Annotated in this window: 17 protein-coding genes; 5 read left to right on the plus strand and 12 right to left on the minus strand. The window is 62.6% G+C overall.

From position 1 onward, the window contains the following. Position 1 precedes the first annotated feature (1 nt). The 5 genes from JTF07_RS01175 to JTF07_RS01195 form a co-directional block, all read right to left on the minus strand. Positions 2-640 (minus strand): N-acetyltransferase, encoded by a 639-nt coding sequence (locus JTF07_RS01175; RefSeq protein WP_204232518.1) that lies wholly within the window; start codon positions 638-640, stop codon positions 2-4. Between the two features lie 110 nt (positions 641-750). Next, the gene (locus tag JTF07_RS01180; protein WP_353843842.1) at positions 751-2,205 is read right to left on the minus strand and encodes an HNH endonuclease; all 1,455 of its coding nucleotides are present in this window, start codon (positions 2,203-2,205) and stop codon (positions 751-753) included. Between the two features lie 109 nt (positions 2,206-2,314). Further along, positions 2,315-3,805, minus strand: coding sequence for an MFS transporter (locus JTF07_RS01185; protein WP_204232520.1), 1,491 nt, complete (start codon positions 3,803-3,805; stop codon positions 2,315-2,317). A 523-nt stretch (positions 3,806-4,328) separates the two neighbouring features. Further along, the gene (locus tag JTF07_RS01190; protein ID WP_204232521.1) at positions 4,329-5,420 is read right to left on the minus strand and encodes a branched-chain amino acid aminotransferase; all 1,092 of its coding nucleotides are present in this window, start codon (positions 5,418-5,420) and stop codon (positions 4,329-4,331) included. A 151-nt stretch (positions 5,421-5,571) separates the two neighbouring features. Further along, positions 5,572-6,609, minus strand: a complete 1,038-nt coding sequence (locus JTF07_RS01195; RefSeq protein ID WP_204232522.1) for a 3-isopropylmalate dehydrogenase — start codon at positions 6,607-6,609, stop codon at positions 5,572-5,574. A 190-nt stretch (positions 6,610-6,799) separates the two neighbouring features. Here JTF07_RS01195 and JTF07_RS01200 point away from each other — a divergent pair, with 190 nt between their 5' ends. Further along, positions 6,800-7,651: an HpcH/HpaI aldolase/citrate lyase family protein gene (locus JTF07_RS01200; protein ID WP_204232523.1), complete on the plus strand. Its 852-nt coding sequence runs from the start codon at positions 6,800-6,802 to the stop codon at positions 7,649-7,651. A gap of 10 nt (positions 7,652-7,661) precedes the next feature. Continuing rightward, positions 7,662-8,468: a phosphatase PAP2 family protein gene (locus tag JTF07_RS01205; protein WP_204232524.1), complete on the plus strand. Its 807-nt coding sequence runs from the start codon at positions 7,662-7,664 to the stop codon at positions 8,466-8,468. A 35-nt stretch (positions 8,469-8,503) separates the two neighbouring features. Here JTF07_RS01205 and serA read toward each other — a convergent pair whose 3' ends face one another. The 5 genes from serA to JTF07_RS01230 form a co-directional block, all read right to left on the minus strand. Further along, entirely contained in the window at positions 8,504-10,096 is a 1,593-nt protein-coding gene (serA, locus tag JTF07_RS01210) for a phosphoglycerate dehydrogenase (RefSeq protein WP_204232525.1), read from the minus strand. A 156-nt stretch (positions 10,097-10,252) separates the two neighbouring features. Next, entirely contained in the window at positions 10,253-11,545 is a 1,293-nt protein-coding gene (locus JTF07_RS01215) for a GNAT family N-acetyltransferase (protein WP_204232526.1), read from the minus strand. A 130-nt stretch (positions 11,546-11,675) separates the two neighbouring features. Continuing rightward, entirely contained in the window at positions 11,676-12,707 is a 1,032-nt protein-coding gene (ilvC, locus tag JTF07_RS01220; RefSeq protein WP_143922433.1) for a ketol-acid reductoisomerase, read from the minus strand. Positions 12,708-12,839: 132 nt separating this feature from the next. Beyond that, a complete protein-coding gene (gene ilvN / locus JTF07_RS01225) occupies positions 12,840-13,352 on the minus strand; it encodes an acetolactate synthase small subunit (protein ID WP_204232527.1) in 513 nt (170 codons plus the stop codon). After that, positions 13,349-15,286: an acetolactate synthase large subunit gene (locus tag JTF07_RS01230; protein ID WP_204232528.1), complete on the minus strand. Its 1,938-nt coding sequence runs from the start codon at positions 15,284-15,286 to the stop codon at positions 13,349-13,351. Before JTF07_RS01230 ends, ilvN begins: the two co-directional genes overlap by 4 nt. Positions 15,287-15,631: 345 nt before the next feature. Here JTF07_RS01230 and JTF07_RS01235 point away from each other — a divergent pair, with 345 nt between their 5' ends. Both JTF07_RS01235 and JTF07_RS01240 read left to right on the plus strand, forming a co-directional pair. After that, complete coding sequence (locus JTF07_RS01235; protein ID WP_204232529.1) at positions 15,632-17,425, plus strand: ABC transporter ATP-binding protein; 1,794 nt, start codon at positions 15,632-15,634, stop codon at positions 17,423-17,425. After that, entirely contained in the window at positions 17,422-19,275 is a 1,854-nt protein-coding gene (locus tag JTF07_RS01240) for an ABC transporter ATP-binding protein (protein ID WP_204232530.1), read from the plus strand. The genes JTF07_RS01235 and JTF07_RS01240 overlap by 4 nt, the downstream gene beginning before the upstream one ends. 206 nt (positions 19,276-19,481) lie before the next feature. On the opposite strand, the gene JTF07_RS01245 is transcribed toward JTF07_RS01240, so the two are convergent. Continuing rightward, positions 19,482-19,958, minus strand: a complete 477-nt coding sequence (locus tag JTF07_RS01245; protein ID WP_186293047.1) for a putative endonuclease domain-containing protein — start codon at positions 19,956-19,958, stop codon at positions 19,482-19,484. Between the two features lie 90 nt (positions 19,959-20,048). On the opposite strand from JTF07_RS01245, the gene JTF07_RS01250 reads away from it, so the two are divergent. After that, positions 20,049-20,336, plus strand: coding sequence for a hypothetical protein (locus JTF07_RS01250; protein WP_186293046.1), 288 nt, complete (start codon positions 20,049-20,051; stop codon positions 20,334-20,336). Between the two features lie 305 nt (positions 20,337-20,641). Here JTF07_RS01250 and JTF07_RS01255 read toward each other — a convergent pair whose 3' ends face one another. Next, on the minus strand, positions 20,642-21,088 hold the full coding sequence (locus tag JTF07_RS01255; protein WP_353843843.1) for a protein-L-isoaspartate O-methyltransferase family protein: 447 nt from the start codon (positions 21,086-21,088) through the stop codon (positions 20,642-20,644). Positions 21,089-21,120: the final 32 nt, after the last annotated feature.

Here is a 21,120-nt window from a genome sequence, read left to right on the forward strand (position 1 = left end):
CTCAGGCTGCTGGTCTGAACATCACCAGCCCGGGTTGGCCGTTGGGTGCCTGCGGCCCATGACCGAGTGTGAAGAAGCCGAGACTCTCATAGAGTCGGCGGGCGGGGCTGTCGATGTCACTTGTCTGCAGCCAGCAGCTGTATCCGCTGATTCCGGCCAGCCATGTCTGCAGAGTGGCCCGTCCGAGACCAGAACTGCGCAGAAGAGGATCACGTGCCAAAAGGTTGAGCGCGAACGACCATTCGATTGTCTGAGCGGCGTGTCCAAGAGCCGAATGGAGCTCGTGGGCCCAGTCGTAATCCTGTTCCAGCCACGACCAGAAATGTCCGTAGGCAATCGATCTTAAGCGCCCGCCAGATCGCCCTGCCACGACGAGGACCTGACCGTTTCGGACCGAGAGGTCGTAGAGATTACCGAACAGTGCCGCGTGCTTCGGATCTTCGCTCAAAGGAGGTTCGGCTGCCGCCGTTGCATAAAGTTCTTCGACCTCGTGGGGAGGAGGCAGCAGTCCCGGGACTCCAGCTGCGGAGCCGACGGGTTCCCAGCTTTGGCCCAGCCCGCCTGGCACGCCCCACACGAGTTCGACGTTGAGCTCTGCAGGTGAAGTTCCAGGAACTTCACGCTCGGCATATTCGTCCATGCTCCCAGCCTAGCCACGTCGGCAGTCGCGCAGTTGAACTCAGAGGGAATTCTCGCTGCGCGGCCAAGGACATGATGCTCTGCTGATGACATGGTGCTGTGCCAGGTGGATCAGAGTGCAGAGACGAATTCGGCCAGTTGTCCGACAAGGCACATTTCCACCTCGCTCGGCGGCTCTTCACGACTGTGCCACATATCTACCTTGAGGGATTCGAATCTTCCCTCAAGCCTCGGCGCTTCGACCTTTCGATATGGAGGAATCCTCACCGTGAAGGTGTTGGGTGTGCTGACTTCATCAATCGTCTGGTCGTTGGCGAGGTTGGAGCGAGGTAACTCACTGGAATTCGTCGTCGGGGTCCCAAGCGGCCTGGTGCCGATCTGATATCTGTGTCCTGTGGGAGTTCGTACGACCAGCTCTTCTGCTGTGGCCTCGTGTCGCCAACCTGGCAGCTCCTTGAGGAAGTTGCAGGCAGCGCATAGTCCCGATGCGTTGTCCCAGACGGTCTCACCACCAGCGGCGAATGCCTGCGAGTGGTCCGCGTGTTTGATCTGGGCATCGCACCACGGTGATCGGCAGACGTCATCGCGGATCACCACCATGCGTCGAAGCAGTCCGGAGAATTCACGTCGCTTCGAGTCCATTCGGACCAGCTGTCCGTCGGACGGACGCGTGTACAACCTGCGAATGAAGACTGCGGCTTCGTTCCGGGCGATGAAGTCGCGTGCCGTCTTTGCCGGAATCGGGCCGAAGCCGGGAAACCATGCCGGAGTCTCACCTGGGTCGAAGAGGCTGTTTTCATTCATCACCACGTGGACTTCGGTAGGGATAGCCTCAGCACTGTCTTGGCCCGTGGTTCTCTCGACCAAGAGATCGGCCATAACCTGTCCTTGAGTTCGCCCTTCGGATTGTCCTGTCCCGACGATGGACTGTGCCGATTTCGACAGGTTGGCATACGCTGCCACAGCCTGCGACAGGGGCAGGAGCGCTGTCAGATAGGCCATATTTCCTGGTGCAGGACGCACGGTGACGGCACGTTCTTCCACACATCTGTCGAGGTGTTCGACGGCTGCTTTCTGGTCGAGTTGCTGAGCCAGAGCGCGAACTTCGTTGCCGAGGCGACCGACGCCCACCTCGGCGAGGCGGTCGGCCATCCGGTCATCGACCTGGTGACGCTTGTCTCTGGGAAGCCAATCGGTCTCCTTCGCTACAACTCGCGCCTTCTCCTCTGAAATGTCTCCGCTCTTCAATGAGGCATAGGTCTTCGGCAGATCCAGCAGCAGGGACCGGGCGAAGCCGAGCAGGTTGCTGCCTCTGGCCCGCGACACCTTCCGAGCCAATCCGATCTCGGCACCGAGGCCCTTGCCCTGCCTGCGGCTCGACATACCTTCTTCGGCTTCACGATTCCGACGGTGCATGTCGAATGTCAGCGTCTCTCTGGCCTGAGCTGCCGCACTCGCTGAGGTCAGTTCTTCCAGCGCAGTGATTCTGTCGATCGCTTCGTCCTCCGTCTGCGCCGGAGGCAGATCGGACAGCACTTCGTGCCACCGATGAATTTCAGTGATCACGTCTGAAACCGACTCCGCTTCCATATCAAATACAGTAGCGGTCGGTCCTGACACGAGATTCTCGATCAGTGTCAGCCCAGGTCAGAGGTGAAGCCAAGCGACTGGAGCCTCAACCGAGCGCTTCGCCCGTGGTCTCGCGCGCAAGCAGTCCCATCAGCACCACCGCCACGATCACGAGCAGTCCCGTGAGGATGAAGGTCACTGTCAGTCCGAGGACTGGCCACATGAATGCACCGAAGACCAGCGGAGCGATACCGGTTGCAATGCGTGAGGCCGCAGATGCCCAGCCGAAGCCTGAACCTCGCAGACGCGTCGGGTACAACTCCGACACATAGGTGTAGAGAGTGGGAATCGCGATCTGCACGACGAACCCGAACCCGATGATGCTGGCCTTGGCAGCGAAGGTCAGCTCTGAACCCGAGGCCTCGATGGACACTGCCGCGCCGACCAGAAGGAGGGCGGAGACGATCGAGGTCACTCCGAGCACCCATTTTCGACCCACGCGTTCGACGATCAGAGCCGAGACGATGACGCCGAGGATGCCCACCGCGGTCATCGACCCGGTGACCATGAATGCTGCCTGATCGCCCAAGCCCTGCTTCTTCAGGATGCCCGGCAGCCACGTCAGTGCCGCGTAGTAGACAAGGAGAACGGACACGAACAGCGACCAGGAGACGAGAGTCGTCTTCGCCGAGTACTGCCAGAGCTGGACCAGCTGGCCGCTGGCTGCACGAAGCTGCTTGTTGACGGACGTCACCGTTCCAGCCGAGTCCGATGGCTTCACCGGCACCTGGGCCGCGCCGGTGACGTCGCCCGTACCGGCGGTCCGGGCTGCAGTCGTTCCGGTGGCACCTGAAGTGTCGGTCGCGCCCACGGTGGGGACATCGTGGGTCCACGTCGTCACCTCGGCGCCGGTGCGCTCGACGAGTCGGGAGATGATGGCGTCAGCCTCGGCGTACCGCCCGACGGAAGCAAGGTAGAGGGGCGATTCAGGAATTCCGAAGCGTACGGCCACCGTCAGCAGCGCGGGCACGATCATGACGAGCATGATGAGGCGCCAATCCCCCACGTCCAGCAGCATTGCAGAGACGAAGGCGCACAGCGAGGCGCCGATCGGCCACCAACCGTCCATTGCCGTCAGGACCCGACCACGGTGCTTCTTGGGGGTGAATTCCCCGACGAGGGCATAGTCGACGGGGATGCATCCGCCGAGCCCGAACCCAGCGAGGAATCGGAAGAGGATGAACCAGCTGAACGCTGGAGAGAAGGCGCCAGCGACGGTGAAGATCGAAAACACGAGGAGTGTGAGCGTGAAGGCCTTCTTGCGACCGATCACGTCAGCAATGCCACCCCAGATGAAGGCGCCCAACGCCATGCCGATGAGATTGGCCGTAGCGATCCAGGCGGCCTGGCCTACGCTCAGGCTCCAGTAGTCGCTGAGCAGTGGGATGAGGAACCCGTTGAGGGCCACGTCCCAAGCATCGAACATGAACCCGAGGCCGCCGATGATGAAGATGGCACCTTGGGTTCGCCACCGCCACGGAAGGTTGGCGACGACTTCGGAAGCGGTCGGCGTGGACGCCGAGGTTGCAGTAGACACGAGGCCACAATACCTCTTTAACGCATTTGTGAGTAAAATTCTCCAAATCTTGTCTGCCTGCTTCGATGCAGCAATGGAAGACGGAGACTCAGCACCCGAGTCCCGCCTTCGTCGGCGATCGTCGATGCACTTGCAACGGGAATCCCACCCAGGCGGGTTCGACTCAGCGCCAGTGCATGCGGAATCTTCTTCGCCGGCATGGCCCAGTGGCTGGGAATCACGCTGCTGCTCCCACCTGAGCCAGGTTCGCTTCTCTCGATCATCCCGATCTCAATCGGCCTTGGCACTGCGGTGACAATCGTCTTCACTGATGTGCACCGTCGTTGATGCAGCTCGTCGCTGATACACCACAAGGGCCGGGCGCAGCTCAAGAAGGTCAGGCGCAGCTCAAGAGGGTCAGGTGCAGCGATCGGAATCGCAGCACCCAACCCTCTCAACGCGGGGCAACGTGAGCCACCATGTCTGAGCAGCCCTCAGGCCCAAAGCCCTCTGCCCTCAAGCCTTCAGGCCTCAAACCCAGCCTTCAGGCCAGACGAACCATCCAGTTGTTCGTGTCCTCGGCGCGGCCATACTGGATGTCGAGCAGAGTCTTACGGAATTCCATGGTCTTCTCACCAGGCTCTTCACCGTGGTCGATCGTGAATTCGCTGCCGATGACACGGCCGATAGGAGTCACGACTGCGGCGGTGCCACAGGCGAAGGCTTCGACGATGTCGCCATTGGCAGCTCCCTCACGCCATTCATCGACGGAGATCTTGCGCTCTTCCGGCTTCAGACCCAGCTGCGGGGCGAGGTCGAGCAGGGACCGGCGAGTGACACCGTCGAGGATGGAATCACCGAGCTCCGGAGTGAGCAGGCGGCCATCCTTGGTCACGAGCATGAGGTTCATTCCGCCGAGCTCATCGACGTATTTGTTCTCTGCTGCATCGGTGAACAGCACCTGCTGGCAGCCCTGGGCTGCAGCTTCGTTCTGCGCTGCCAGCGAGCCCGCGTAGTTGCCGCCGCACTTGGCGAATCCGGTGCCGCCGGCGCCGGCGCGGTTGAAGTTCTGCGACAGCCAGATCGAGACGGGCTTGATGCCACCGGAGAAGTAGGGTCCGGCGGGGCTGGCGATGACGTAGTAGTCGACCTCATGGCTGGAGCGCACGCCCAGGAACCGCTCGGTGGCGATCATGAAGGGGCGCAGGTACAGGCTCGACTCGTCGGCCTCGGATTCAGGGGTGGGAACCCACTGCTGATCGAGTGAGACCAGTGCCTTGATCGATTCGATGAAGTCGGATTCCGAGATCTGCGGCAGCGCAAGACGTTCGGCGGACTTGTTGATGCGCGCAGCGTTGCGCTCGGGACGGAATGTCCAGACGGAGCCGTCTGCGTGGCGGTAGACCTTCATACCTTCGAAGATCTCCTGCGCGTAATGGAACACTGCAGCTGCAGGATCGAGCACCAGCGGGCCGTACGGCTTCACCTCGTGAGCGTGCCAACCATCGTCAAGGGTGTACCTGACATGGGCCATGTGGTCGGTGAAGTAGAGCCCGAATCCGGGGTCCTTCTTGATGTTCTCTCGCACCAGCTCGGGTTGCGGCTGGACATTCTTGAGAACGGCAAACTTGGTCATAAGAACTCTTTTCTCATTTGTGATGAGTGACACTGTCAGGGTAGTCCATCACCCCGGTGCGCGTCGCACCGGGGTGATGGCTCACGAATCGTCCAGTCGGCCCTCGCCGCGCCGAGGTGGTCGTGCCCGACCTCGGCCCCTGCAGGCCGCGTCAGCTCAGGCGGGCAGCGATCGCGTCGCCCACCTCGGCAGTGGAGCGCTTGGTTCCGTCGCGGTCGGCCAGATCGGCTTCGACAGCGGCCTCGATCGACTTCGCCACGACATCGAGCCCCAGGTGCGAGGCCATGAGCGCACCGGAGAGGATCGAGGCGGTCGGATCGGCGATCTGCTCTCCGGCGATGTCCGGTGCCGATCCGTGGATAGGCTCGAACAGGCTCGGTCCCGTGCCTTCGACGTTGAGGTTGCCCGAGGCGGCCAGGCCGATGCCGCCGGTGACTGCCGCGGCGAGGTCGGTGAGGATGTCACCGAAGAGGTTGTCGGTGACGATCACGTCATAGCGGCCGGGGTCGGTGACCATGTAGATCGTGCACGCGTCCGTGTGCTCGTAGTTGAATGTCACTTCTGGGTATTCCGCGCCGACCTTCTCGACGACGCGACGCCAGAGGTGACCCGCGTGGACCATGACGTTGTGCTTGTGGACGTAGGTGAGCTTCTTGTTCCTGGCCTGCGCACGTTCGAACGCATCGCGGACCGCCCGCTCCACGCCGTACCAGGTGTTGATCGAGACCTCGGTCGCGACCTCGTAGGGAGTATCGGTGCGCACCGAGCCGCCCATTCCGGTGTAGGAGCCTTCGGTGCCTTCGCGGACGACGACGAAGTCGATCTCGCCGGGGTCGGCCAACGGGCTGGTGACTCCGGCGAAGAGCTTCGAGGGACGCAGGTTGACTGCGTGGCTCAGGCCGAAGCGCATTTTGAGGATCACACCTCGCTCGAGCACACCCGACGGCACGCTCGGGTCACCGCAGGCGCCGAAGAAGATGGCATCGTGGGACCGCAGCGATTCCAACTCGTCGTCCGTGAGCGTCTCGCCGGTCTCGTGCCAGCGCTTGGCACCGACGTCATAGTCCGTGAGATCGAGTTCCACGGGTTCGCCGGACACCTCGATGGCGCGCTTGAGGACCTTGAGACCTTCGGGGACGACCTCGTTGCCGATACCGTCGCCGGGCATGACTGCAATTGAGAACTTCATGGTCTCAGACTAGAACTCATCTCAGCATGCAACTTGATCGTCCTACTATTCGGACACATGTCGACTGCCGGGTTCAGCGAATCCCGTCATCGACAATTTCATGTCTCAAACTTCGTTCCCGACTACAATTTCGCGGCCAGAGCGTCGAAGATGGGAGAAACACCTCGAAGCCCCCAGAGAAAGTCGATCATTGACAGAAACGATCCGCAACGCCCGAGCCGCCGCACTTCCCGCCAAGCTCTCACGCTCCTGGCTCTTGGTCAACGCGGCCAAGGAGGAGATCTTCACCGAGGCGCAGATCTCAGAATCGGATTCCGTCATCTTCGACCTCGAGGCCTCGGTCTCCGACGACAAGAAACTCGCCGCCCGCGACAATGTCGTACGTGCCCTTGAAAGCGGCATGTCCGCCTGGGTCCGGATCAACAAGATGGACTCTGAGTTCTGGGACGACGACCTCGCCTCCATCGCCATGCTCCCCGGCCTGCGCGGAGTGATGCTTCCCGAGACGGAACGTCCCGAGCAGGTCTCCTACACCGCGATGCGCGCGAAGGCAGGACTCCCGGTCATCGCTCTGCTCGAATCTGCGATGGGCGTGGAGAACGCGACCAAGATCGCCGAGGCACCGGGCACATTCCGCCTTGCCTTCGGAACGAACGACTTCCGCAAGGACACCGGCTTCTCCGGCGATCCGATGGCACTGGCCTATGCCCGCTCACGACTGACCATCGCCTCGCGCATGGGTGGACTGCCCGGTGCGATCGACGGCCCTTCAGCAGCCGTTGCCAGCGATGAACAGGTCCGCACGGACGCCGAGGTGACCCACATGATGGGCATGACCGGAAAGCTCGTACTCAACGTCGATCAGGTCGTGACGCTCAACGAGTCGATGAGCCCGAGCGAGGACGAGCGCGACTGGGCCCGCCAGCTGCTCGAGGCTGCCGAGGGCGGTTCCGAGATCACCGACGGCTCATACCTGCCACGCCTGGCCCGCGCCAAGAAGATTGCGTCCCTGGCATCGACCTACGGACTCTGGAACGCCTGAGTTCTCAGGAATGTCGGTCCGTCAACCCTCGTGGATTCTGTGGTCCACCCTGCCAGCGGTCCTCCTCGTCGTTGCCTTCGGCCTGTGGCTGAGAGTCAATGTCTCCGGGCCCACGACGGTTGACCAGGACTGGCTGAATCTCGTCGGACTTGAGCCCGACACCACCGGATACTGGCTGGCGGTCATCCTCGCCGAGGTGGGCGGGGGTACGGGGGCCGTGATCTGCACCGGCCTGCTGGCTGCGCTCTTCATACTCCTGCGACGATTCCGCTCCGCGGGCGTGCTCGTGACCACCATGCTCCTGGGAATCGTCCTGTCTGAGCTTCTCAAGGCCGTGGTCACCCGGGTCCGCCCCAGTGAACAGCTCTATGATTCTCTGGGCTATTCGTACCCTTCGGGCCACTCGATGGGTGCGGCTGCGTTGACCCTGGGGCTCGCCTTCATCGTCTCCCGAGCGCACATGCTCCGGCTGGCGGGAGTGGGCGCGGTTCCCCTTGTGGCGATCTCGCCAGAGGACAAAGACGACGCCGCGGCGCTGAGCACCAATGTCGACGAATCCAGCACTCTAAACGCGAGCGCGGCAGTTCCGACCGAGATCGCTCCCCCGCTCGAACCTGTGCGACTGCGGTTCCACTGGTCGATGATCCTGGCCTTCGTATGGATTGCGCTGATGATGTGGTCACGCACCGCGCTGCAGGTGCACTGGCTCTCCGACACGATTGCCGGGGCTCTCATCGGCGCCTCGGCCGCGGTACTCGCCGACGAACTGTGGACCTGGGTCACGATCAGGACCCGTTCACCTCATCGTCTGAGGTGAACGGGTCCTATTCGATCTGCTGTTACCGGCGGAGGTCAGTCCTCGCTCAGTGAGACTCCACTGAATGCGGAGGCATTGACTGCCCCGGCCACTGCCTTGACGACTTCCTCGGATACTGCCGAGTCGACTGCCAGCACGGAGAGTGCATCGTTGTCGGTCGCCGAAGGCGAGACCTGCATACCAGCGATGTTGATGTCATTGGCACCGAGAGCCTGGCCCAACTGACCGATGATTCCGGGACGGTCCTCATAACGGAAGATGAGCAGGTTGTCGGTGAGCTCGATCTCCAGGTCGAAGTCGTTGACCTCGGTGAGCTTCTGCACGAGCTTCGGTCCGGTCACTGTGCCCGAGACCGAGATCCGCTGCCCTTCGCTCGTCGTCGCGGTCAGACGGGTGACGTTGCGGAAGGATTCGCAGTACGGATCGGTGACCAGTTCGACGCCGATGCCGCGCTCCTCGGCCAGCAGAGGTGCGTTGACGTAGGAGACCTGATCGGACACGACGTCCTTGAACAGACCCTTGAGCGCGGAGAGCTTGAGGACGGACACGTCCTTGTCTGCGATCTCACCGTTGACCTCGACCTTGAAATGAGTGACAGAGGAGTTCGCCAGTGAGTTGACGACTCGGCCGAGTCGTTCGGCCAGGGGAATGCCCGGGCGCACGTCCTCGTGGATGGCTCCGCCGGCAACGTTGACCGCGTCGGGAACAAGTTCTCCGGCCAGGGCCTTGCGCACGGACTTGGCCACGGCGACGCCGGCCTTCTCCTGTGCTTCAGCGGTCGATGCGCCAAGGTGGGGCGTGACGTTGACGGCGTCGAGTTCCATCAGCGCCGAGTGCTCCGGAGGTTCGGTGTTCCACACGTCGATGCCGGCACCTCCGACCTCACCTGCGGCGATCGCCTCGGCGAGGGCGTCCTCGTCGATGATGCCGCCGCGAGCCACGTTGATGAACCGTGCACCCGACTTCGCGGCCTTGAATTCCTCGGTGCTGATCATGCCGACCGTCTCCGGGGTCTTTGGCATGTGGACGGTGACGAAGTCGGACACGGCCAACAGCCCGGGCAGGTCGACGACCTCGACGCCCATCTGTGCCGCGCGTGCCTGCGTGATGTAAGGGTCGTAGCCGACCAGACGCATGCCGAATGCCTTCGCACGCTCGGCCACGAGACCGCCGATGCGGCCGAGTCCGACGATGCCCAGAGTCTTCTCGTAGAGCTCCACGCCCGTGTACTTCGAACGCCTCCACTCCCCCGCCTTGAGCGAGGTGTTGCCGGCGCCGAAGTATCGTGCGGACCCGAGGATGTGGGCCATGGTGAGCTCAGCCGCGGAGATGATGTTCGAGGTCGGAGCGTTGACGACCATGACACCCGCCGAGGTGGCCGCCGGAACGTCGACATTGTCGAGTCCGACTCCGGCGCGAGCAATGACCTTGAGACTCTTTGCCGCACCAATCGCTTCGGCATCGACCTGAGTGGCGGAGCGGACGAGAATCGCATCGGCATCGACGATGTCGTTGAGGAGCTGAGAGCGGTCAGCACCTTCGGTGTGACGGATCTCGAAGTCGCCTCCGAGGGCATCGATGGTGGCCGGTGACAGATTTTCGGCGATGAGCACGATGGGCTTGGGCACTGAGTTCCTCCTGAAGCGTGTGGGACGCGTCCATCTTATGAGACTTTGTGAATGCTTTCACAAAGTCTCAAACTCTGGGAAGTGAGTCTCGGCACACTCAGGCGTTGGTGTCAGGCACATCGCCCACGACAGGGCCTCAGAAACCGTTGACTGAGCTCAGAAGCCGTTGGGTGAGTAAGGCATCCGACCCAGGTTGAACATCGAGCTGGCACGTACGGCAGCGCCCGGCACATTCTCGTCGATGCGTCCTGCGCGGGCGAGGATGACAGGATCGGCGCCGCCGAAGTAGAGGGAGCCGAGTTCCGCGATGCCCATGCTCAGATCGGCAGGGGCCGAATCCGGGGCGGTTTCGACGACGGCGTTCTCACCGTCGGAGGTGATCGTGTAGCGGCCACCAGCCAGATCCAGCGAGTCATCGATCTCGAGTACCAATGTGCCGGGCACGTACCAAGGTCTGGCCTCGAGTGCTGCCTTGACATCGAGGATCCGGATCCAGATGTTGTCCTCCGTGGACACGGTCCGAACGCGGCGGGAGTCTGTAAGCAGCCAGGGCAGCGGTGAGTCCTCGGCGGATTCCCCGAATGTCACTCTCGTCGACAGATCGATGGCGGCCAGGAAGGACCAGAGTGAGGCATAGGCGGCGTCGGTGACCGCGACGAAGTCGATGAGATCGATCGTCGGCGGATTCTTCGACCAGCCGGCGAACTTATAGGACACGTAGCCGTCGACTTCTCCCTGCTCGTTGAAGTGCAGGGCGGCACGCACACCGCGGTCGGCTTCGCCTGTGTCGGTGTTCAATGCACCGGTGGCACGCTCGATGTAGGTCTGTTGGCGTTCCATGGCACCGGGCGAGGTGCGCATGAACTCTCCGTAGATCCTCGGAGCCAGTTCGCGCAGTTCGCTGGGCAGGCACATCTCGACTCGGCGGTCGGGTTCGTGGACCATCTTGAAACCGGGCGAGGTGTCGACCTCGATGGAGTGGGCCCAGGTGGCGACGCCGAAGCCGAAGCGGGAGTAGATCCCACCTTCGGTCGCAGTCAGTGCGGCGAACGGGTATCCGTCGGCCTTCGCCTCGGCGAGGTCGGTCGTCATCAGTGACCGCAGCAGTCCGCGCCGGCGGTGCGTCGGGCGCACTGTCACCCATGTGATCAGATGACCGGGCACCAGACGCCCACCGCCCACGTTGACCAGCTTCTCGAACCACGCGAAGGTCGCGACGGGCACGCTGGTGTCGAGGGCGTGCTCGTATTCCTGCTTCGCGTAGACGGCGGTGAGATTCCGGCCGTCGGCGATGGCACGCTCGACACGGTTCTTCAGCGCATCATCGGTGGACCGGGCGTCATGGAATCCCACACTCGTCGACGCGAAGTATCCCTGCGTGCGTTCATCGGGGGCGCCGGTGGACTCGTCGAAGGCGGGCTTGAAGTTCTCGAACCTGTAATTCGTCACGATTCCAACAGTAATTCACATCACCAGGATTGAGGGTCCGCAATGAGTGGAAATAGTCGCCTCCCACCAGGAGCGGGTAAGACGAAGCCCCGGAGGCCAAGCGGCCTTCCGGGGCTTCGTGGTGTGACGATCAGCGAGCGGCAGTGCCCTCGGTGTAGTCGTCATCGGAGTCCTTGAGCCAGGCGAACATCTTGCGCAGTTCGCGGCCTGTGGTCTCGATCGGGTGCGTCTCTTCCTTCGAGCGCAGTTCCTTGAACTCGGCCGCACCGTTCTTCTGGTCATTCATGAAGCGCTCGGCGAACTTGCCGTTCTGGATGTCCGCGAGGACGGCTTCCATGTTCTTCTTCACGTCCGGGGTGATGACGCGAGGTCCGGACACGTAGTCGCCGTACTCAGCGGTGTCGGAGATCGACCAACGCTGCTTGGCGATGCCACCCTCGACCATGAGGTCGACGATGAGCTTGAGCTCGTGGAGAACCTCGAAGTAGGCGATCTCCGGCTGGTAGCCGGCTTCGGTGAGGACCTCGAAGCCGTACTGCACGAGGTGGGAGGTGCCACCACAGAGAACGGTCTGCTCGCCGAAGAGATCCGACTCGGTCTCCTCGGTGAAGGTGGTCTTGATGCCACCGGCACGCAGTCCGCCGATGCCCTTGGCGTAGGAGAGCACGAGCTCCCAGGCGCTGCCGGTGGCGTCTGCTTCGACGGCCACGAGAACGGGGACGCCGCGCCCATCGACGTACTCGCGACGCACTACATGTCCGGGACCCTTGGGTGCGACCATGATGACGTCGACGCCCTCTGGAGGCTGGATGTAGTCGAAGCGGATGTTGAAGCCGTGGGCGAAGAGCAGAGCGTTGCCGGGCGACAGATTAGGTGCGATCTCAGCATTGTAGATCTCGGCCTGAACCTGGTCAGGAGCGAGGATCACAACAAGGTCGGCCCATTCGGAGACCTCGGCCGGGGTGCCGACCTCGAGGCCTTCGGCTGCGGCCTTGTCGCGGCTGGCTGAGCCTTCCTTGAGGCCGATGCGGACCTCGACACCGGAATCGCGCAGGCTCAGTGAGTGCGCGTGGCCCTGGCTGCCGTAGCCGATGACGGCGACCTTCTTGCCCTGGATGACGGACAGATCTGCGTTGTCGTCGTAATAGCGTTCTGCTGCCATAGTTCTCTTGCTCCTTCAGAGGTTTGGGGTACTCCCCATTGTTTCACAGTTCGGTACTGCTGTTCACTTGTTGAGATGGTTGACGTTCCACGAAGTGGAACGTGAAGACCTCAGCTGCGCAGTGTCACATGATCAGCTGCGCAGGGCGCGGTCGGTGATCGATTTCGATCCGCGGCCGATGGCCACGGTGCCGGACTGGACGATCTCCTTGATCCCGAACGGCTCGAGGACTTCGCGCAAGGCCTCGACCTTGCCCAGCTCGCCGGTGGCTTCGACGCTGACGGAGTCGGGCCCCACGTCGACGATCTTGGCACGGAACATCTCCACTGCCGCAGCGACCTGCGGACGGGTGGTGGCATTGGCCTTGACCTTGTAGATGACGTGGGCTCGACGCACCGAGGTGGCCGGTTCGAGCTCGACGATCTTGATCACGTTGACCAGCTTATTGAGCTGCTTGGTCACCTGCTCCAGCGGCACGTCCTTGACGTCGACGACGACCGTGATGCGCGAGAGCTCATCATGTTCGGTCACCCCTACGGCGAGGCTGTGGATGTTGAAACCGCGGCGGGCGATGAGGCCGGTGAAGCGAGTGAGCACGCCGGGCTTGTTCTCGACCAGGACTGAGAGTGTGTGCCGGTTGTTCATTCCAGGCCTCCTTCGATCTGTGCCACGGAGCGAACCGTGCCGTCTTCTTCCGTGCCTGCGTCCGCGATCTGACTCTCGGCCTGCTCGTCGCCTTCGCCGTCGAACTCGGGGCGAATGCCGCGTGCGTATTCGATCTCGTCGTTGGAGACCCCGGCGGCGACCATCGGCCACACCATGGCGTCCGGTGGGACCGTGAAGTCGAGCACCACGGGACGATCATTGGTCTCCAGCGCCGTCTTGATCGCCGCATCGACGTCGTCGTTGCTGTCCACGCGCAGGGCCAGGCAGCCGTAGGCCTCGGCGAGTTTGACGAAGTCGGGGATCCGGATCGTCTCATGTCCTGTATTGAGATCGGTGTTCGAGTACCGGCCGTCATAGAACAGGGTCTGCCACTGACGAACCATGCCCAGTGACGAGTTGTTGATGATCGCGACCTTGATCGGGATGTCGTTGAGCGCGCATGTCGCGAGTTCCTGATTGGTCATCTGGAAGCATCCGTCGCCGTCGATGGCCCAGACCACCCGGTCCGGTTCGGCGACCTTCGCACCCATCGCTGCAGGCACCGAGTAGCCCATGGTGCCGAGGCCACCGGAGTTCAGCCAAGACTTGGGGCGCTCGAACTCGACGAACTGGGCGGCCCACATCTGGTGCTGGCCGACACCGGCAGCATAGACCGCCTCAGGTCCGGTCAGTGCCGAGATCCGCGAGATCACATACTGCGGATCGCAGAGTTCATCCTGTGTGTCATAGCCCAGCGGGTAGGTCGTCTTGAGACGGTTGAGGAAGCGCCACCAGGGCTCGCGCTGACGCTCGAGAGCCTTGGGGAACTTGCCGCGCATCTCGGTGAGCATCTCCGCAAGCACCTCGCGGGCATCACCGACGATGGCGACGTCGACGTCACGATTCTTCCCGATCTCTGCCGGGTCGATATCGGCGTGGATGACCTGCGCATTCGGTGCGAAGGAATCGAGGTTGCCGGTGACTCGGTCATCGAACCTGGCGCCGATGGTGATCAGGAGGTCGGATTTCTGGAAGGCGGTCACGGCGGGCACACTGCCGTGCATACCCGGCATTCCCAGGTGCAGCTGGTGCGAATCGGGGAACGCGCCACGGGCCATCAGGGTCGTGGCGACGGGAATGTTGGTCGCCTCGGCGAGCTTGAGCAGCTCCTTCTCCGCCTGGGAGCGAATGATACCTCCGCCGATGTAGAACACGGGGCGCTGGGCATCCGAGATGAGCCGGACGGCTTCGCGGATCTGCTTCGCATGCGGCTTGAGGATGGGACGGTACCCGGGCAGCTGCGGCTCCTCGGGCCAGACGAAGGGAGCGGTCCCAGTCTGGGCGTCCTTGGTGACGTCGACGAGGACTGGACCCGGCCGGCCGGTGGTCGCGATGTGATGGGCGTTGAGTATCGCCGAGGGAATGTCCTCGGGCTTGGTCACGAGGAAGCTGTGCTTGGTCACCGGCATCGTCATTCCCACGATGTCAGCTTCCTGGAAGGCATCGGTACCCAGCAGCTTCGAGCTCTGCTGACCGGTGATGGCCAGGATCGGGACGGAATCCATATGGGCGTCGGCGAGCGCTGTGATGAGGTTCGTCGCACCCGGACCCGAGGTTGCGATGCACACGCCCAGCTTGCCCGATGCTGCGGCATAGCCTTCGGCCGCGTGCCCGGCTCCCTGCTCGTGACGAACGAGGATGTGGCGGATCTTGTCGGTCTCGAACAGCGGGTCGTAGGTCGGAAGGATGGTACCGCCGGGAAGGCCGAAGACCGTCTCGACCTCGAGGAGCTCGAGGCTGCGGACGATCGCCTGAGCTCCGGTGAGGACCTCAGGGGTCGAGTTGCGTCGAATGCTTGACGGGGTCGCGGTCACCGGGGCTGGGCTGGGCGCAGTGCCAGTTCCCGCTGACTGGGCCGAGGGCGTGGCTGCCATCGTTTCGTATCCTTCCTAGTGATCCATCTTGTCTCCGCATGAAAAAAGCCCCTCCGGTTTCGGTAGGGGCGCGCGGAACGTGTCGTGTTGACAGGCTACGGAAGATCCGCGCGCTGGTGAATAACGACGACAAGAAGGTGAGTCATGGCTCAATAGTTCACTGCTGACAATAAGCGTGTCAAACGTCGCAATGGATCGTCTCGAAACTTGGGACTGACATCGACTGAAGGGTGAGATCGCAGGGCGGGGTCTGCAATCGCGCCCATGAAGCCGCCCATGGAGGAGGGGAAGGTTCGATTGTGAGAGCCATGGACTACGACACGCGCCCCGACTAGGCTCTCAAAGGTGCGTCCCCTCTTACGTTTCTGGCCCGATCTGCGTTCTCGCATCGGCGTGTACATCGCTGTACTCGCCCTCACCCTCCTCGCCAACGGCATCCAACTCATCATCCCTCTGATCACCGGTCACATCATCGACGGCCCCATCGCCCACCGCGATCTCTCGGGTCTGTGGCTGCCCGTGCTCGGCGTCCTCATCATCGGCATCGCCGAGGCGGTGGCACTGTGGGGTCGCAGACTCCTCGTCGCTCCCGTCGTCGCCCAATGGGAGATCACCTGGCGATCACGTCTCTTCGACCGACTCCAGTACACCTCGGTGGCCATCCACGATTCGTGGGAATCGGGGCAGCTGCTCTCGCGCGCGATCAATGATCTCTCGCAGCTGCGCCGGTTCTTCGCCTTCGGGATCCCCTTCCTCGTGACGACTCCGCTGATCATCATCATCGGCACCATCATCCTCACTTTCCTGCAGCCGGTCTTCGGTCTGATCATGCTGATCATGGCCATACCGACGATTGCGACGGTCACGGTCTTCGAGAAGCGCTACCGGGAGGCCTCCCGGCTCTCCCAGGACACCGTCGGTGAGATCACCACCGAGGTCGAGGAGTCGATTCAGGGGATCCGGATCCTCAAGTCCTTCGGCCGCTCCCCCTGGGCGGCACAGCGGTTCTCCCTTCTGTCACGGAAGTTCCAGGGCATCGAGGTGCGCAAGGCGAAGCTCGACTCCTGGTTCTGGAGTGTGCTGATCCTTCTGCCCACGCTCGCCCAGGCAGCCATCGTGGCGGTCGGCACGTGGGGCGTCGTGCAGGGGTGGACGACGATCGGCACCGTCGTCGCCGGCGTGACCATCTCGATGGTGATGCGGATGCCGATCGAGATGCTCGGCTTCCTCCTCGCCGATGCACTCATGGCCCTGACCGCTGCGGCCAGATACTGGGAGGTCATCGATATCAGGCACGACATCACCGACGCCGACGGTCGGATCGCCGATGCTCCCGATGTCGGTCGCTACAAGGGTGAGCTGGATTTCGAGGATGTCGACTTCCACTTCGCCGACACCGACCGCGAGACCCTGAAAAACCTCAACCTGCATATCGAGCCGGGCCAGACCCTTGCCATCGTCGGTGCGACCGGGTCGGGGAAGACGACCTTGGCCTCCCTCGTCCCACGTCTGCAGGATGTCACCGGCGGATCCGTGCGCGTAGACGGCACCGATATTCGCGATCTGCCTGTCAACGAGGTGCGCAATCTGGTGTCCGTGTCCTTCGAGGACCCGATCCTGTTCTCCACCTCGGTGGCTGAGAACGTGAGCATGGGTGCGCCCGGGGTCGACGACGACGCGATCTGGCGGGCCTTGGAGATCACGGCCGCGAAGGACTTCGTCGAGCGGCTGCCGGAGGGACTCGATACGCAGGTCGGCGAGCAGGGCCTGTCTCTGTCCGGTGGGCAGCGACAGCGGCTGGCCTTGGCGCGTGCGGTGATCGGTGCGCCCCGCATCCTCGTCCTCGACGACCCGCTGTCCGCGGTCGACGTCGATACCGAGGATCGGGTGCAGCGGGCGCTGCGGGAGATCCTGCCCGATTCGACGACGCTGATCATCGCCCACCGACCGTCCACCTCGGCGCTGGCCGATGCCGTTGCCGTCCTCGACGAGGGTCGCATCGTCGCGTTGGGCACCCACGATGAGCTGCTGGGCTCCTCCCCGCTCTACCGTGAGCTCATGGGTGCCTCGGGTGCGGCCGATCACGCGACGGTCGAGCGCTCTGCAGCCGAACACTCCTCGGAAGGGGGCACGCGATGAGCATTCCCCGTCTCAATGAGGACGAGGTCGAGCAGCTTCCGCCGGACATTGCGAAGAAGGCCCGTGCGCTGCTGCTCTCACTGGTGCGACCGCATCTGCCGATGGCGATCTTCCTGTTCGTCATCGTCGTGCTCACCGCTCTGTTCCTCGTCATCGGTCCGATCTTCATCGCCGATGCTCTCGACAACGGTGTTCCGAAAGCTGTGGAGGGCGATCCGGGACCGCTGATTCGGGCTGTCTCCGCCTTCATCATCTCCGCAATCGCCTCGGCGGTGCTCGCTTTCGCCTCGACGAGGCTGGTCGGCATCACTGCGCAGAAGGTCGTCTACACTCTCCGCTCTCGCCTGTTCGGACACATCCAGCGCCTCGACCTTGGCTACCACGAGCGGTCGACCTCGGGCCGGCTGGTGTCACGACAGACCTCCGACATGGAGTCGGTGCAGCAGTTCCTCACCTATTCGCTCTTCGACACGGCGCTGGCCCTGTTCGAGATGACGTTCATCGCCGTCACTCTCATCGTCCTCGACGTGCCCCTGGCCATCGTGGTCTTCCTCGGTTTCATCCCACTGTTCTTCATCACCAAATCCGCCCACACATCACAGCGCAACGCCTACCGCCGGACTCGGACCTCGATTGCCAAGGTCATCGTCCACTTCGTCGAGACCATGGGCGGGATCCGTGCTGTTCAGGCCTACCGCCGGCAGCCCGATCGCCGCGGCACCCTCAAGGACGAGGACACTGCTTACCGCGACGCCAACACCGATGCCCTGCGCGGCGTGGCCTGGTTCGCGGGCTGGACGCGGCTGGTCGGCAATGTCACGCAGACAGTCATCATCATCGTCGGCGCGTGGCTCGTCATCGAGGATTGGACTCAGGTCGGCGTGCTCGCGGCGTTCATCCTCTACCTGCGCCGGTTCTACGGTCCACTTGACGAACTGGTTCAGTCATTCAACCTCTATCAGTCCGCCTCGGCGGCGTTGGAGAAGATGGCCGCTGTCCTCGACACCGATCCCGAGGTGGTGGCACCGTCGCACCCGAAGACCCTGCCCGCGCACAGCTCCCACCAGGTCTCAGGCGCCACCTCGGCGGCGGAGGAGCTGGCTTCGAAGCCCAGCGGACGCTCGATCGATCTCAATCATGTCCGCTTCTCCTACGGCGACGGTCCCGATGTCCTCCCCCGGTTCGACCTGCGCATCCCAGCGGGAGAGATCGTAGCCCTCGTGGGCGCCACGGGCGCAGGCAAGTCGACCTTGGTCAAATTGGTCACGCGGTTCTACGACCCCAGTGAAGGTCGGGTCACGATCGATGAGGTGGACCTGCGTGATCTCGACGATACCCAACTGCGTGCGAGCGTCGTCATGGTCACCCAGGAGTCGTTCCTGTTCGCGGGCACGATCTCGGACAATATCCGCATCGGCAATCCCGATGCCGGTGATGACGAGGTCATCGCTGCGGCCACAGCCGTCGGCCTGGATCCCTATATCCGCAATCTGCCCGAGGGCTACGACACGGACGTGAAGAAGCGCGGCGGTCGGCTGAGTTCAGGACAGCGTCAGCTCGTGTCCTTCGCCCGCGTGTTCCTCGCGAACCCGGACATCGTCGTCCTCGATGAGGCGACCGCCCATCTCGACATCCCCTCCGAACGGCTGGTGCAGAAGGCGCTGGCGACTGTTCTCGAGGGACGCACCGCGATCATCATCGCCCACCGACTGTCGACTGTGGAGATCGCCGACCGCGTCCTCGTCATGGACTCCGGGCGAATCATCGAAGACGGCACACCGGATGAGCTGATCTCCGGGGCAGGCAAGTTCGCCCAGCTGCACAAGGCGTGGCGAGACTCGTTAGTGTAGGGCTGTGGAGAGACTCGTTGGTGTAGGAGGGCTGTGGCGGTCGCGGGACTCATTCTTGACGCCAAGGGCTCGGTCTCGGTCGTCGATCAGCGGGACGAACCGATAGAGCCCGTGCGCGGAGGTGAGGCGAGTGCGGGAGCGGGTGCGGATGACTTCAGCTACCCCAACCTGCGAAACGACTCCACCTGCACGGTGCTTTTGCGGCCTCACGTATCCAATGACTGCGCGACTCGCGCATTGACCAATCGGGCAAGCTCCGTGAACCTCCGCTGCCGGAAGAGATCCTTCCAGAACACCCTCACCACGTGGTAGCCGAGTTCGCGAAGCTGCCGCTCACGTTCGCGCTCTCTGTCAAAAGCCGCTCTGTGGTCACGATCATTGAGGAAATATTTGGCTCGCCCATCGAACTCGACGATGATCATCGCCTGCCGATGGAGGAAGTCAACGCGGGCCACGAATCTCCCCTGAGCATCGCGAACGTCGACTTGCGGCCGGAATCCGAGGATCTGGTTTTCGAAGAACCGCACCGCGACCATCGACTCGGCCGGTGACTCCCTGAGCGGATCCGTCAAATCGATCGCAGTAATCAAACGATTCCTGTTCCTCACCTCGTTGGCCGTGTCGACGACATCGAGGAGTTCTCGGTTGGTCACAAGGTTCCGGCGCAGTGCATTGTCGAGCATCGGAACACTGACATCCAAGCTGTAGTCACGAGCGATGTCAATGAGCGTCCTCGCAAGGGACGTAACGGCAACATCTCCGATTCTGTCGACGTGCTCAGGCGGGAGCTTTCGCTTCCGGACGAGCAGATTGGTGTGACGCCGACTGATTTCCGGTCGCATCACCTCAACACGTTCGTCGACCGGACGAGAGACCTCCAACTCCCAGAGGAGGGCTGCAGAGATGTGAGAGAAGACTTCACTGTGCAAATTGCCACTGGCAACCTGTTGCAGGCTGTTGATTCTGTCGGCTCGTGCCCTGATGAGAACCTTCAGCCTTTCGAGTACGTCACGGAAGTCGTTCTTCAGCTCAAGCAGGCTCGAATCCTCTTGGTCGATTGATTCCCAAATGCGTCGGTGGCGTTCGTCTTCACACCTGCGCCGGACTGCAAATCGACCGCGAGCCACGCGCTCCAGGCAGCAGTCGGCCGCCCTGCGAACTTCACGATCGGAAAACCCCAGCCTGAGCAAGCTTGCCGTGTCAAACACTTGATACATGCACCCATAGTGCAGCTAATATCATCAAATAACAATAAACAACATTCATCGGGTTTACTTCGAATACCTCAACCTGCGAGACAACTCCACCTGCACGGTGCTTTTGCAGGTTCGGGTGGCCGACGGCTGCCCCGGCTCGTGGGAGGTCTTCAATCTCGGACCAATGGGACGAAGCGGTACCGGCCGTGCCTTGTGATGGTGACACCGTCCACTTCGGCATTGGAGCGCTGGACCTTCAGCATCTCACCCTGGACCGGTATCACCATGACGCCTCCCTGCGCCAGCTGGTCAACAAGCTCCCGCGGCAGCATTTCTGCACCGGCTGAGACGAGGATACGGTCGAAGGGCGCTTCGTCAGGCAGCCCAAGGACGCCTGCGGTCGCGGTCCTGATCTCAACTCTGTCCACGTCGCCATTGTCCGCTCTGGCCAAGCTCAGTGACTTCCGGGCACGCTCAATGAGCTTCGCGTGTCGTTCAACACCTGTCACATGGCCATTGGGACCGACAAGGACGCCGAGGAGAGCCGTCGTCCATCCCGAACCTGACCCCACGTCGAGGACCCGATCACCGAGTTGCGGGTCAAGGAGCTCGAGCATGTCGGCGACCGTGCTCGGCTGGGAGTTCGTCT

Origin of the sequence: Brevibacterium sp. RIT 803 (assembly GCF_016892625.1) — a bacterium.
GTDB lineage: Bacteria > Actinomycetota > Actinomycetes > Actinomycetales > Brevibacteriaceae > Brevibacterium.